The organism is Pseudoalteromonas sp. G5_S1_14_S5 (assembly GCF_054968605.1).
In genome coordinates, this window is record NZ_JBQKUM010000038.1 from 1 (window position 1) to 13999 (window position 13999).

Annotated in this window: 10 protein-coding genes; 4 read left to right on the forward strand and 6 right to left on the reverse strand. The window is 44.6% G+C overall.

Annotation, left to right across the window (positions count from 1 at the left end; genetic code table 11):
- The first annotated feature begins 1040 nt into the window (after positions 1–1040).
- The 3 genes from ACTRWI_RS12700 (at position 1041) to nspC (ending at position 6548) form a co-directional block, all read left to right on the forward strand.
- Positions 1041–3956 (forward strand): pyridoxal phosphate-dependent class III aminotransferase, encoded by a 2916-nt coding sequence (locus ACTRWI_RS12700; protein ID WP_499131870.1) that lies wholly within the window; start codon positions 1041–1043, stop codon positions 3954–3956.
- 8 nt (positions 3957–3964) lie between these two features.
- A complete protein-coding gene (locus tag ACTRWI_RS12705; protein WP_499131872.1) occupies positions 3965–5215 on the forward strand; it encodes a carboxynorspermidine synthase in 1251 nt (416 codons plus the stop codon).
- 199 nt (positions 5216–5414) lie between these two features.
- Positions 5415–6548: a carboxynorspermidine decarboxylase gene (gene nspC, locus ACTRWI_RS12710; protein ID WP_499131874.1), complete on the forward strand. Its 1134-nt coding sequence runs from the start codon at positions 5415–5417 to the stop codon at positions 6546–6548.
- 73 nt (positions 6549–6621) lie between these two features.
- Here the strand turns inward: nspC and ACTRWI_RS12715 are convergent, their stop codons facing one another.
- The 4 genes from ACTRWI_RS12715 to ACTRWI_RS12730 form a co-directional block, all read right to left on the reverse strand.
- Positions 6622–7164: an Lcl C-terminal domain-containing protein gene (locus ACTRWI_RS12715; RefSeq protein WP_499131875.1), complete on the reverse strand. Its 543-nt coding sequence runs from the start codon at positions 7162–7164 to the stop codon at positions 6622–6624.
- Positions 7164–8792 (reverse strand): Lcl domain-containing protein, encoded by a 1629-nt coding sequence (locus tag ACTRWI_RS12720; RefSeq protein ID WP_499131877.1) that lies wholly within the window; start codon positions 8790–8792, stop codon positions 7164–7166. Before ACTRWI_RS12720 ends, ACTRWI_RS12715 begins: the two co-directional genes overlap by 1 nt.
- A 180-nt stretch (positions 8793–8972) precedes the next feature.
- Positions 8973–9485 (reverse strand): glycine cleavage system transcriptional repressor, encoded by a 513-nt coding sequence (locus tag ACTRWI_RS12725; RefSeq protein ID WP_499131878.1) that lies wholly within the window; start codon positions 9483–9485, stop codon positions 8973–8975.
- A gap of 234 nt (positions 9486–9719) precedes the next feature.
- Entirely contained in the window at positions 9720–10628 is a 909-nt protein-coding gene (locus ACTRWI_RS12730) for a DUF3943 domain-containing protein (protein ID WP_499131880.1), read from the reverse strand.
- Between the two features lie 210 nt (positions 10629–10838).
- Between ACTRWI_RS12730 and ACTRWI_RS12735 the strand changes: the two genes are divergently transcribed.
- Positions 10839–12077, forward strand: coding sequence for a CinA family nicotinamide mononucleotide deamidase-related protein (locus tag ACTRWI_RS12735; RefSeq protein WP_499131881.1), 1239 nt, complete (start codon positions 10839–10841; stop codon positions 12075–12077).
- 474 nt (positions 12078–12551) lie between these two features.
- On the opposite strand, the gene yfaE is transcribed toward ACTRWI_RS12735, so the two are convergent.
- Positions 12552–12830 (reverse strand): class I ribonucleotide reductase maintenance protein YfaE, encoded by a 279-nt coding sequence (yfaE, locus tag ACTRWI_RS12740; RefSeq protein WP_004740229.1) that lies wholly within the window; start codon positions 12828–12830, stop codon positions 12552–12554.
- Positions 12830–13963, reverse strand: a complete 1134-nt coding sequence (nrdB, locus tag ACTRWI_RS12745) for a class Ia ribonucleoside-diphosphate reductase subunit beta (protein WP_004740227.1) — start codon at positions 13961–13963, stop codon at positions 12830–12832. Before nrdB ends, yfaE begins: the two co-directional genes overlap by 1 nt.
- Between the last annotated feature and the right edge of the window lie 36 nt (positions 13964–13999).

The following is a 13999-nucleotide window of genomic DNA, read 5'->3' on the forward strand; positions in this document are numbered from 1 at the left end:
TTTGAAAAAGGCTCGTCAGAAATGACGAGCCTTTTTTGCGTTTGAAACATACTAAAGTAATTTGAGACATGAGGTCACGAGTTGACCCCGTGTACCTAGCCGGTCGCGCAGCTCCAAATTGAAAAGCCCGAACAGAAATGTTCGACTTTTTAGTTTTTGTCTTCAGCGTTTCCATATCAGCATTCTTCTTATTCGAACCCGTACTCAAACTTCATTTCTATCACTTAGCTTTTAAAAGCGAGATTTCCTATGAACGCGTTCCTCGCGCTAGGGAGTGACGTAGGCGGTTGCGGCTTCAAAGCCTTCGTAATATACCTTTTGGGTATTTAGTTTGTCATCATCTACCGAAAGAGGCTTATAGCCTAAAAACTTTCTAACAGTGTTTGTACACCCTCGCCGTCATCCTCGGGCGTGAGGGGCGAACGAACCGGAGATCTCGCTCTTATGCTCTATGTTGTTGATATTTAGAGCAAACTCTAATTCGCTGCGCGTATTAATTAACCAATTGTTAAAAACTATTGATAGTTCGTTTCGCTTTATGTTACTTTTCCGCGCAATCTCGGAACGGCCGATGTTCTAAAAGAGCCGCGATTGCTTTCTGGGGGATACGCGTAATGACCATTCTTGCTGATTGGGACATTACGTAGGGTAGGTATCGGCTAGTCCTTTAGCTGATAGACGGGATACTTATGGCGCAGTTCGCCATGCTAATGGGAAACCCAACATTGAATATACTAACTACAACACTGTTAATCAGCTCTGCATTTCCAAAGGGACCAGCTCCTCATAGCTGCCCGATCCTGCAAAAATGTCCAATTCTTCAAAACAGTAGCATTACTGAACCTTGAGCTCGCGCTAACAATTTTTCACTGTCTTAAGGCAGCTTAATCTCGTATTCGTCGTTTGACTTATGCGGGCGTACAGCCATATCTCATTTCTAGACAATATGCGTATTTCATTAAGAACTCTGGTTAATCGAGAGGGCTGGTGTGTATTTGCGTTTGCTGGAAGTGAGCATGAACATATTCAAGGGAATTTTTATGACTACCGCCTTTGAAGTCGATATCAACACTATCGCAAATTCATTTTCAACTATGGTTCCTATCTTAGAGGGAACTTATGACCTAACACCAGATGCTATTTTGCTTGAGCAAGAGCAGCACGAATCGGATGTTCGCTCATACCCAAGACGCCTACCAATTGCTATCAAGCGAGCATGCGGTGCCTTGGTTGAAGATACTCGTGGACAACTATTTTTAGATTGCTTAGCCGGTGCGGGTACACTTTCTTTGGGTTATAACCACCCAGAGATTAATCAAACACTCAAAGACCAACTCGATTCTGGTTTACCATACCAAACTCTTGATATCACGACTCAAGCAAAAGAGACGTTTATCAAGCGAGTGAAAGCCTTTCTTCCTCAAGAGTTTTCAAACAACTCAGTGATTCAATTCTGTGGTCCATCCGGCGCAGATGCTGTTGAAGCGGCGATCAAGCTAGCCAAGCAAACCACAGGTCGCAATACCATGTTTGCTTTCCGTGGTGCTTACCATGGCATGACCAATGGAACCATGGGCATGATGGGTAACCTAGGTACAAAAGAACGTCGCAGCGGTTTGATGTCTGATGTGCACTTTATGCCTTTCCCATACAACCTACGTTGCCCGTTTGGCATTGGCGGAGAAGCCGGGGCTAAAGCAAGCATTCGTTACATCGAACGCATGTTGAACGATGATGAGTCTGGCATCATGAAGCCAGCTGCAATGATCGTTGAGCCCGTACAAGGTGAGGGCGGTGTGATTCCAGCTCCTGCGTCTTGGCTACAAGGCTTGCGCCGTATCTGTGACGAGCACGGTATCTTACTGATTTTTGATGAAATTCAGTGTGGTGTCGGTAAAACAGGTCATCGATTCGCGTTTGAAGAATCGGGCGTTACCCCTGATATCTTGTGTCTGTCTAAAGCGATCGGTGGTGGGCTCCCGATGTCACTGCTTGTGTTTAATAAGAGTATCGACACTTGGAAAGCGGGCGAGCACACGGGTACTTTCCGTGGTAATCAACTAGCAATGGTGTCTGGTGCGAAAGCGTTGGAAATCATCGAGCGTGACGGCTTGGTTGAGCATGCAAAGATTGCCGGCCAATATCTACGTCAAGGTCTAGAAAAAATCCAATCTCGCGTGAACTGTATTGCTGAAGTTCGTGGTAAAGGCCTGATGCTTGGCGCTGAGATCAAGCAACCAAACGGCGAACTTAATAAATTTGGTGAGCCGAAATCAGATGGTGAACTGACACTAGCGATTCAACGTGCAGCGCTAGAGCGCGGTTTAATGGTTGAGAAAGGCGGTCGTGATGGCTCAGTGATTCGCTTCCTGCCACCGATGATTATCTCTTTCGAACAGATTGATTTTGCTCTACGTGTAATGGAAGAAGCCATCGTTGCGGCTGGTGGCGGTGTTCAAGAAGACCCAGCCTCTGGTGAACAGCCAAACCAAGAATGGAATAAGCATTTCATTCACACTGGCCCTCATGGTAGTGACGAGTTTGCCAATGTGATGAACCAAACCACTCTGGCGATGAAAACGGTTTTTGAGCAAGTTGAAACCCCTTATTCAGGACTTGGCCCCAAAGTGCTAGAAGCGTCTATCAATGCTGTTGATCTCGATAGCCACCAGCACACTTTGGTTGATGTTGTGTACAGTACCGCTGACCTAGTCGCGGCTAACTCTATCTTTGTGCAACACCCTGACTGTATCGCACACCTTCATACGCCTCCTCTCATAGCATCGGTAGCGGCGGAATCGATTATCGCCGCTCTGAATCAATCTATGGACTCATGGGACCAAGCATCGGCTGCAACGTATGTTGAACAGCGCGTGGTCGATTGGATGTGCGATAAGTACCAACTTGGCGAGCAAGCGGACGGTGTTTTCACCAGCGGCGGCACGCAAAGTAACCTAATGGGCTTATTGCTCGCGAGAGACTGGGTTGCTGATAAGCACAATGGTCACTCAATTCAAAAGTTAGGTCTGCCGGAGTATGCAAGCAAGCTTCGCATCTTGTGCTCAAACAAATCTCACTTCACGGTTCAAAAATCTGCGTCACTACTTGGCTTAGGCGAGAGTGCGGTGTGCTGTGTTGAGACAAACGCAAACGGCACCATCAAACCCGATTTGTTGGATGCAAAAGTGAAAGCGCTAAAAGCGCAAGGGCTGATTCCTTTTGCGGTAGTTGGCACGGCAGGTACAACTGATCATGGTGCGATCGATGACCTTGATGCAATTGCAGACATCGCTATCCAACAAGGCCTTTGGTTCCATGTCGACAGTGCTTACGGTGGCGCACTTATCTTAAGTAGCCACAAGGCTCGCTTACAAGGTATTGAAAAAGCAGATTCAGTGAGCGTCGATTTCCACAAGCTTTTCTACCAAACAATCAGCTGCGGCGCGGTGTTGCTGAAAGACAAAGCGAACTTTAAGTACCTTCTGCATCACGCAGACTATCTAAACCGTGAACACGATGAATTGCCGAACTTAGTCGACAAGTCTATCGCGACAACTAAACGTTTTGATGCATTGAAAGTATTCATGACAATGCAGAGCGTAGGGCCAAAGCAATTAGGTGATATGTACGATCATCTTCTTGAGCAAACGCTAGAAGTGGCAGACCTGATTCAAAACCAAGCTGACTTGGAGCTGCTTGCAGCGCCATCACTATCAACAGTGCTGTTCCGAGCTAAGCCGTCAGCAGACGGTGAGCTTGATTTAGACAAACTTAATCAAACGCTAAGACTAGAAGCGCTAACCCGTGGCGTTGCAGTACTTGGTGAAACGGTCGTGGATGGTAAAAGCGCACTTAAATTCACCATCTTGAATCCGTGCTTAAAGACTTCAGATTTCCAATCTCTTATTAACAAAATTCAAACTCTAGCGACAGAGCTAGCAGAACAACAAGGATAATTAATACTATGGCAATTCTACAAATTGGTGCAGGCGGCGTTGGTTGGGTTGTTGCACATAAAGCAGCACAAAATAACGAAGTTCTGGGTGATATCACAATCGCTTCTCGTACCATTGCTAAGTGTGAAAAAATCATCGAATCAATCAAAGGTAAGAACAACCTTAAAGATTCAACTAAGAAACTAGAAGCTCGCGCAGTAGATGCTGACGATGTTGATGCTCTTGTTGCTTTGATTAATGAAGTGAAACCAGATCTAGTCATCAACGCTGGTCCTCCTTGGGTAAACATGGCGATCATGGAAGCGTGTTACCAAGCAAAAGTCTCTTACCTAGATACATCGGTAGCGGTTGACCTATGTTCTGAAGGCCAACAAGTGCCACAAGCTTACGATTGGCAGTGGGGTTACCGTGAGAAGTTCGCTGAAGCGGGCATCACAGGCATTCTTGGTGCGGGTTTCGATCCTGGTGTGGTTTCAGTATTTGCAGCGCACGCGGTTAAGCACTTATTCGATGAGATCGACACGATCGACGTAATGGATGTAAACGCAGGTGACCACGGTAAGAAGTTTGCGACAAACTTTGACCCAGAAACCAACATGCTTGAGATCCAAGGTGACTCTTTCTACTGGGAAAATGAAGAGTGGAAGCAAGTACCTTGTCACTCTCGTATGCTTGAGTTTGATTTCCCTAACTGTGGCACTCACAAAGTGTACTCAATGGCGCACGATGAAGTGCGTTCAATGAAAGAGTTCATCCCAGCTAAGCGTATCGAGTTCTGGATGGGATTTGGTGATAAGTACCTAAACTACTTCAACTGTATGCGTGACATCGGCCTTCTTAGCCCAGAGCCGCTAACACTGCACGACGGCACAGTAGTTCAGCCTCTGCACGTGCTAAAAGCACTGCTACCAGACCCAACATCTCTTGCTCCAGGTTACACAGGTTTAACCTGTATCGGTACCTGGGTTCAAGGTAAGAAAGATGGTAAAGAGCGCAGTGTATTTATTTACAATAATGCCGACCACGAAGTGGCTTATGCAGATGTAGAACACCAAGCGATCTCTTACACTACAGGTGTTCCTGCAATTACCGCTGCACTTCAGTTCTTCCGTGGCGAATGGGCTGCTAAAGGTGTATTCAACATGGAACAGCTGAACCCTGACCCGTTCCTAGCAACCATGCCAGAAATTGGTCTAGATTGGCATGTTCAAGAGCTAGAGCCGGGGCAAGGTCTACCTTTAATCCATACTTTGAAGTAATTCTGGCTCTTTGCCCTCGTTGCGTTGTCCATCGTGCTCATTTACATTCGTAAACTCCGCGCGATGTCCTAGCTACAAGGGCAAAGTTCTGCGAATTGGCTCGGAATGACAACAACGCATAATGATATGCCGGTGCCTTAGCGTCGGCTTTGTTCGATTATCATGTGCCTTCGTGAACTCGAAGGCCGAAGGTATTAACATGCAAAACAACGAACTAAAAACGCCTTACTTCATGATTAACGAAGATAAGTTGATCGCGAATCTAGAGAAAGCTAAGCAGCTGAAAGAGATTTCAGGTGTGAAGTTAGTATTAGCACTTAAGTGCTTCTCTACATGGGGGGTGTTTGACATCATCAAGCCTTATTTGGATGGCACAACAAGCTCTGGCCCATACGAAGTAAAGCTTGGCCACGAAACGTTTGGTGGTGAGACGCACGCATACAGTGTGGGTTACAGCGAAGAAGACGTAAGAGAAGTGGCTGACATCTGCGATAAGATGATCTTCAACTCACAAAGCCAACTGGCCGCTTACCGACATATCGTTGAAGGCAAGGCGTCATTGGGCTTACGTCTTAACCCTGGTGTGAGCTACGCAGGGCAAGATCTAGCAAACCCAGCGCGTCAGTTTTCTCGTTTAGGTGTTCAAGCGGATTATATCAAGCCAGAGGTTTTTGAAGATATTGACGGTGTTATGTTCCACATGAACTGTGAGAATAAAGACGTTGATGCCTTTATCGGTTTGCTTGATTCAATCTCTGAGCAGTTTGGTGAGCACCTAGATAAGTTAGATTGGGTGAGCATGGGCGGTGGCATATTCTTCACTTGGCCGGGCTATGATATTGAGAAGCTTGGCCTTGCGCTAAAAGCCTTCTCTGAAAAGCACGGCGTGCAAATGTACCTCGAGCCGGGAGAAGCTATCATTACCAAAACAACGAATTTGGTTGTGACCGTGGTTGATATCGTTGAGAACGTGAAGAAAACCGCGATTGTAGATTCAGCAACCGAAGCACACCGCCTTGATACGCTTATCTACAATGAGCCTGCATCGGTATTAGAAGCGTCTGAAAACGGCAGTCATGATTATGTGATTGGTTCATGTTCATGTCTGGCGGGTGATCAGTTCTGCGAGGCGAGATTTGATGAGCCATTGCAGATCGGTCAAAAACTTCACTTGTTGGACAGCGCAGGTTACACCATGGTGAAGCTTAACTGGTTCAACGGCCTGAAGATGCCATCAATCTACTGTGAGCGCAGTAGTGGCGACATTCAAAAGCTGAATGAGTTTGGCTATCAAGACTTTAAACGCTCATTGTCACAATGGTCGGTTAAGTAAGTGAATCATATTTTATATAAGTCAAAAGAGCAGCGATTCAGCTGCTCTTTTTCATTTCCGGTTTCGAACAAAACTAGTTAAATGGTTTAACTAATCTAATAAGAGGGGAAGGAAAGTTACTTGGAACTGTAATCGTTTCCAGAGCGTCGTCGAAATCAATGATTAAACCATCATAGGCACTATTAATTTTGTGTGCGTCTGGTGTGTTCGTCCAGTAAGGTTCATTGGTTGTGGTTGGGAAGTACGTCAGGTTTATTGCTGGTCTAGTACAGCTATAATCAACGATTGAACTTAACTCTTTAATGTTAGGTAACCGAAAACCAGATTGGCCAGCAATAGTGGTCAGATCCGAATTTTTGGTTGCGATGAGCGCATCCTGCCAATTCTGATATTTAATCGCGGTACCATCACATGTGTCATTGGATTGATTGTAGGTTTCACCTAGGTTGCATTTTGACCAAAGTAAATTAGTCGTTACGTCTAGTAATGTGCCATCTTTACGATCAATAAATTGCCCGTCTTGGTGAGAGGGCGTTTGAGTTTGTACGCAGGCTTGAGCGATGGTATTTGCACTTAACAAAGAGGCTGTTACACCTAAGAATAGTTTTAGTCTCATTATTCAATACCTCCACTTACAGCCACAACCCCTGTCGAACCTGCAATGTTTTTATTACATAGCTCAAGTTCACCATTTTGAGAGTCAATACATCTAGCACTACCATCTTGCTTAACAGAACTAGAATGTGTGAAGAGTCGCTCTCCAAGATTAGGAAAGAAATCAATGGTGCCAGCAGGGGCGCTGCCGACATTGAAGTTAATAAATGAGCGGGCCTCAACAGGGGACGGTAATCGCCAATCTGTAATACCGCAAATTGAGCGACTGTTTAGGCTATCAATATAGCTAGCTGTATTACAGTAGTTGCTTCCTGAACCATCATTAATGTAAGCACATTGAGAAGATATCGGGCCGGCGCTATACAAGAGATCATTGGGTGCTCCGGCATAGCCGCCATTGGCTGTATTGTCAGAGTCGTACCAAGTATATGTGTATGATGCGCTTCTCCATGAGCTTGACTGGCTATCCCATGGGTAAGGGTTGGCGTCAGGGTCGTTTTTGTGGTTCTTGACCCAGGTGTCTACCTCTGATTTGCTGGGCAGTGCTATCGGATCTTGTTTCGCTTCAATATATAATCCGGTATGTTCGTCTCTAACGCAGCGCCAATCAGTAGCGCTAGGTGTTAGACGGTTTCCGTGAGCATCTAACTTGGTGTAGCGGAAGCCATACTCTCCATCCGAATGTTCGTCTCCATTTGTTACATCTAAACCAAAATCGGCATCTTGATTAGGGTGCGAGGCGGGGGGCGTGACGCTGTCGTATGCTGTGCCATCGAAATAGGTCACATAACCCGTATCGTTGAAGCTTTTTTGGCCGGGAATATAGAACGCAAGAGAATTGTTCTTAGCATCGATAGCCGTGTTTCCTGCACTAGCTATGGTATAGATGACAGATTCTCCCCCTTCATTGAAACTGTCTGCAATAGCAGAAAATTTGATGCTTGTTGATAGTGTTTCTGCGGGTATCTTGATACTTGATCCAACGATATCAACACTGAAGTCTTCAGCGGTGGCGATGCCTGTTTGAGCGAGTGTCAGCGTAACATCTTTAGAAGTATAGTGGTTTAGTTCTACTGTTTGAATAACGCTATCGCCCTCCACAACAGTTCTTAAGCCGTTACTAAAACTAACCGTTGGCTGTGTATCGCTATCATCAATGGTTACTACTGTTCGCTCGTTTGAAAGTGTGTAATTTGTATAGTTGTCAGCACTAATAGAGTAATGAAGTGTCTTGTTACCCTCGTACAAATTATTGTTTACTAGATTTAGCGGCAGATCAGCGCTGGTTGCACCTGCCGAAATTTTGACGTTTTGACTGGAGATAGCATCGTAGTTTTTAAAGGTACCAGCAGAGCGAGTTGTTACATCACTTGTCGAGATTGTTAAGGTCAGATCTTCAGTTAAGGCTTCGGAAAGAGAAACAGTAATTGATTGTGTACTAGAACCAGATGATGGCTCTGAAAATGAAATCGAGTTAGGTACGCTGATTTCAACTACTGATGGCGTAGATCCTGGGTCGGCTGTATTTTCATCATTATTTTCATGACCACTTTTGCATCCGCTAAACTGTGTCGCAAGAAGGACTACTGAGATGGCATTAAATTGCCAACTCGACCTTTTTCTTTCCATGTGTAAACCTAAATGACTGAATTATATAAGATAATCTATGGTAACAAAAATATGACACCAATGCTTTGTTTCATATGTCGTGCTTATATGTTTTTTTAGGTTTTATACATTTTTTGTAACTTATGTAAAGAGGGGGGAGTATCCTCCCAACGATAGGGTGCCGTTAGGAGGTTAATTCAATTAGCTCTCAACCATCACTCGAGTATCTTCACTGAGAGTTTCTAGTTCATTGATAACGTCATCTATTTGCACTTCGATTGGTAGCTTCACTGCGATTTTAGAAGTAAACAGGCTTGAGCTAACGCCGCCACCACCGGCAATAAATACGCGCTGGCAATCCATGTCGAGAATATTGATACCTTGTCTATCGAGTACGTGTGTCACTTCATTGACGATACCGGCGCGATCGTTAGAATCGAGTCTCAGATGGTGAATGGTATCTTGAACATTATGTGTATGGTCTGAATCAACAAAATGGACAATCAGGTCTGGGTTAGCGCTGAATGCCTCTTTAACAATCGATTTATTGATGGCTGGAAGCTGAACCTTTATTACACCTGCTACTTGGTCTTCAATAAAATTCACTTTACTGATGAGCCATTTGCCGTCGTTTTCATGAGTCACCGCAGCGAGTTGCTTGATCGTCGCAGGTGACGCTTTTCCGATAAAGTTTACGATAAATGTAGTGTTCATATCAGCCCCCAAAGTTTCAATTAATCATTGCTAATTAAATGTATGATATTAAGCGATAAAGTTCTTTAATTTCAGTGTAGAAGTTTACATCGAATAATGTTTGACCTGTGTCAATTTTTGAAACTAAGCTGCGTCGCAAAAAAAGAGAATGAAGAGTAGGGCACAAAAAAAGCGGCTTAAAAGCCGCTTTTTAGAAAAGTTTTGGTTACTACCAAAAGTAACCTGGTCGTTGTATTAGAAGGTTACTTTAAAGTTCATACCAACAAACTGAGAGTCGTATGGCGCGCCAGCATCGTAAGCGAATTTCGCGGCATCTTGGTTATCCCACCAAGGGTTAGTGTTCAGGTTAACTTCTGCGTCACCACCCCATGCATCGCTAACCCAGTAGTGGATATGACCAACAGGGTTAAGGAAGAATAGAGAAATGTCACCCATGGTTTGAGAACCCATCACTTCACCACCTGAAGCAATGATGTCTTGCTCAGTTTCTAGCATTATTTCACCCACAACCGCACCGAAGAAAGGTGTGATGAAAAGGTCTTGCCACGAAGGCACTTCTGCAAATGCTTCTACACCGTATTCCCAGAAGAAGGTCGACATCGTCCAAGAATACATGAAAGATTCAAACTCGTTGTAACCGGCGTGACGTGCAGCTGTGTAGTAAACACCACCAAAATACGGGTGCATCACATAGTTGAGGAAGTGTTCGTCGCGGTCCCAGACTGGGCCTTCAGATACGTTATCTTTCCACTTTTGACCTAGCTTACTTAAGTCACGTTGGTCGTCGTCCCATTTAGTGATACTTTCTGGTAAGAAGGTCATCAAACCAACGGTCGCCACACTTAAGCCAAGAATGGTGTAGGTTTGACTCATTAGGTAATCCCAATTTTTCTCTTCACTGACCAAAAGGTGCCTTGGTTGTTGGATTGAGAAATCATACTCTTCGCTAGATTCGCTCAGTGCGTAATTAGTACTAGGCTTGTAGGTGTACAAGCTATCATTTACACAGTAATCTTGAGCACATTCATCCGAATAAGAAAGGTTTATTGGCTGGTCGAAGTCGTATTGGCTTGCAACCGAGTTAACTGACATTAGCATTGAGAATGCAGCAGTAACCTTTGCTAGTAACGGTGATTTGGCCACAAGGGTCTCCATGAGAAAGTTTCGAATTGATCAGGGTCACAATTATCTATTAAATGCCTGATTTAGTGAACTAATAATTTATCGCTTTTCCTAAGAAAACCTTAGATTTAACATTATTAATATTTGTTAAAAAGCAAAATAGCTCAAACTTTAACATAGACCAGTTTGTAGATAATGCAGCGTCTTTTTATGACTACAAGGGATAGAAACATGACGAAAATCGCAATGTTAAGCACAGGTGAAGAAGTTCTTCACGGTGACATTGTAGACACGAACGCGGCTTGGATGTCAGCTGAGTTTTACCAGCACGGTTTTGCTTTGGCTAAACGTTCCACTGTTGGTGACCAAATGAATGCCTTAGTCGAAGAATTGTTGATGCTGAGCTTTAACTACGATGTGGTTATTGTGAATGGTGGATTGGGCCCGACTACCGATGATATGAGCGCAGCGGCTGCAGCGTCGGCTTCAGAGCAGGAATTAGTCATGTTTCCTGAATGGCTAAAACGTATGGAAGAGATGTTTTCTGGACGCGGTATGCCGATGCCAGACAGCAACCTAAAGCAGGCTTTGTTACCAGCAGGCTCAGAAATTGTCGATAACCCTGTTGGCACTGCTTGTGGCTTTAAGCTGAAGATTAACGATGCGACTTTCTATTTCACGCCGGGCGTACCGAGTGAGTTTAAGCGCATGGTGAGCTTTGAAATCATCCCTGACCTTGCTCGCACTTATCCTCCAGTAGTCGCGTCTGAATGCAGCCGTTTGTTTACCTTTGGTTTATCCGAGTCTGGTATTTCTGACGTGTTAGACCAATTGAAACTGCCGGAAGGTTATGAACTGGGCTATCGTTCTTACCTGCCGTTTATTGAAGTGAAACTGTTTGGGCCTAAGTCGGACCTAGAAACTCGCGTCAAGCTTCTACAAATGGTGTACAAGCTGTTAGAGAGTAACGTTGTCAGTGTTGATGAGCCTATGATCGACCATATCGGTCATATTATGGCGGAAAGAAAGAAAACCTTGTCGGTATCGGAAGTATCAACCAAAGGTGCACTTTCAGCTTGGCTACAATCGAATAAACAAGTTGAAGATTGCTTCGGTCACTCTTGGGTGATGGCGGAGCCAAAAGAGAGTGAGCTTGAAAAGAACGACTCACTAGCCGCAACGTTTGCTTTGGCTGGCGCGACAAGAGAAAAGTGCGGCACTGAGTTGGCCTTAGTCACGGGTAAGTTAGAGGGCAATACCTTTAGTGTTGCTTTGTCGAGCGAAGCGGGTGAGTGGGGACAAGTGCTGGAGTTTTACCGCCAATACAAGCGCGAAGATGCACGCACCATCATCAAAACTGTCGCTGCGGACATGCTCAGAAGGCATCTAGACAATAAACCTATGTTTGGTGATTATTCGTCAGTAAAACGCGTGAAGGATATGTTTATCCCTTCAGCGATCATCAAGTAAGCCGCTTTTGTCACTAACCAAGTTATCTTAAACTAAGGTTAAGACAGAGCAAAGAAAAAGGCCCAACATCTACAGAGGTGTTGGGCCTTTGCTGATAGCTGCAATAACTACATGCAAATAGATTGTCACGCCTGTCAGACTGCTTGTTCAGCAGGCGCTATAAAGATTGAAGCTGGTGAGCTACCTAGCTCCGCTTTAGATAAGTGTAATGGCTGTGGAGAGTGTAGAAGCGCTAGTTACATCGGTTCAGTGACGTTGAGCCTCACTCATTAAGAAAGGTTTGAGTGTTGTCGCTGTCGACAGGAAGTCTTATTCTAAGCAGTAGAGTGAGTATTGAAAACATGGTATTCAAATCACCATGCATTAAAATAAAAAAGGGTCCGCATTCCTAGAGGAGGCGGACCCTTTTCGCTGGATCTCTTGAAGCTTTCGAGTTGCCGTGTAATTCACGCGATTCGAAACAAGTCGAACCAATTAAGCACGTTTTTGCTTGTTTCGATGGATCACGTTACTCAATGATAGATCGGATTTCGCTTTGCAGATACAAGGTAAAATCTCGTTGTCTTGTGTGTAAGCCATTGCAAAACCAACGTACTCAACCTCACCAGAATCCAATGTACAGCGACAAGCACCACAGTGGCCATCACGGCAGTTGTATTCTGGCTCTAATCCTGCCTGTTCCATTGTTTCCAATAGCGTATTTGATGGGTTAGATTCAATTGAAGTTAGCTTGTTGATTTTGATTGTTGGCATTACAGCTCAAATCCTTCAAAGTCGTCAGCTTTCACTTCGTTGTCGATCTGACCAACTAGGTAAGAACTGATTTCAGCTTCTTGTGGAGCAACTTGTACGTTATCAGAAGACAACCAAGCGTTGATCCATGGAATAGGGTTCGATGTTGCTTCAGGGTAAGCAGTGCCTAGACCAACCGCTTGCATACGGATGTTAGTGATGTATTCAACGTATTGGCAAAGAATGTCTTTGTTTAGACCAATCATAGAACCATCTTTGAATAGGTATTCTGCCCACTCTTTTTCTTGTTCAGCCGCTTGCTTGAATAGGTCGAAACACTCTTGCTTACACTCCTCTGCGATTTGCATGAATGTGAAGTCGTCTTGACCGTTACGTAGCAAGTTGATCATGTGCTGAGTACCAGTTAGGTGAAGCGCTTCATCACGAGCAATTAGCTTGATGATTTTCGCGTTACCTTCCATTAGCTCACGCTCAGCGAATGCAAATGAACATGCAAAGCTTACGTAGAAACGAATTGCTTCTAGTGCGTTTACCGACATTAGACATAGGTAAAGCTTCTTCTTCAGGTCATGAAGTGAAATTTTAACGTCTTCGCCGTTGATGTTGTGGTTGCCTTCACCGTAGCGGTGGTAATCCGCAGTTAGCTGGATAAGGTCGTCGTAGTAGAACGCGATGTCTTTAGCACGCTTAAGGATCTCTTCGTTTTCAACGATGTCGTCGAATACTAGGCCTGGATCATTCACAATGTTACGGATGATGTGCGTGTATGAACGAGAGTGAATCGTTTCAGAGAAAGACCAAGTCTCAATCCAAGTTTCAACTTCCGGTAGTGATACTAGTGGAAGTAGGGCAACGTTCGGGCTACGGCCTTGGATAGAATCAAGCAGTGTTTGGTACTTCAAGTTAGAGATGAAGATGTGCTTTTCATGCTCGGGAAGCTTGTTGTAGTCGATACGGTCGCTAGACACGTCTACTTCTTCTGGACGCCAGAAGAAAGAAAGTTGCTTCTCGATAAGCTTCTCGAAGATTTCGAATTTTTGTTGGTCGTAACGTGCAACGTTAACCGACTGACCCAAGAACATTGGTTCTTTTAGTTGATCATTTTTATTCTGAGAAAAAGTACTGTAAGCCATAAATGCCCCAAATCCTTTAAAGACTCGTTATAAAAC

What these genes read in the sequence shown, in the direction of transcription:
- ACTRWI_RS12700 (WP_499131870.1), top strand. Translation starts at nt 1,041, where the DNA reads ATGACTACCGCCTTTGAAGTCGATATCAACACTATCGCAAATTCATTT.
- ACTRWI_RS12705 (WP_499131872.1), top strand. Translation starts at nt 3,965, where the DNA reads ATGGCAATTCTACAAATTGGTGCAGGCGGCGTTGGTTGGGTTGTTGCA.
- nspC (WP_499131874.1), top strand. Translation starts at nt 5,415, where the DNA reads ATGCAAAACAACGAACTAAAAACGCCTTACTTCATGATTAACGAAGAT.
- ACTRWI_RS12715 (WP_499131875.1), bottom strand. Translation starts at nt 7,164, where the DNA reads ATGAGACTAAAACTATTCTTAGGTGTAACAGCCTCTTTGTTAAGTGCA.
- ACTRWI_RS12720 (WP_499131877.1), bottom strand. Translation starts at nt 8,792, where the DNA reads ATGGAAAGAAAAAGGTCGAGTTGGCAATTTAATGCCATCTCAGTAGTC.
- ACTRWI_RS12725 (WP_499131878.1), bottom strand. Translation starts at nt 9,485, where the DNA reads ATGAACACTACATTTATCGTAAACTTTATCGGAAAAGCGTCACCTGCG.
- ACTRWI_RS12735 (WP_499131881.1), top strand. Translation starts at nt 10,839, where the DNA reads ATGACGAAAATCGCAATGTTAAGCACAGGTGAAGAAGTTCTTCACGGT.
- yfaE (WP_004740229.1), bottom strand. Translation starts at nt 12,830, where the DNA reads ATGCCAACAATCAAAATCAACAAGCTAACTTCAATTGAATCTAACCCA.
- nrdB (WP_004740227.1), bottom strand. Translation starts at nt 13,963, where the DNA reads ATGGCTTACAGTACTTTTTCTCAGAATAAAAATGATCAACTAAAAGAA.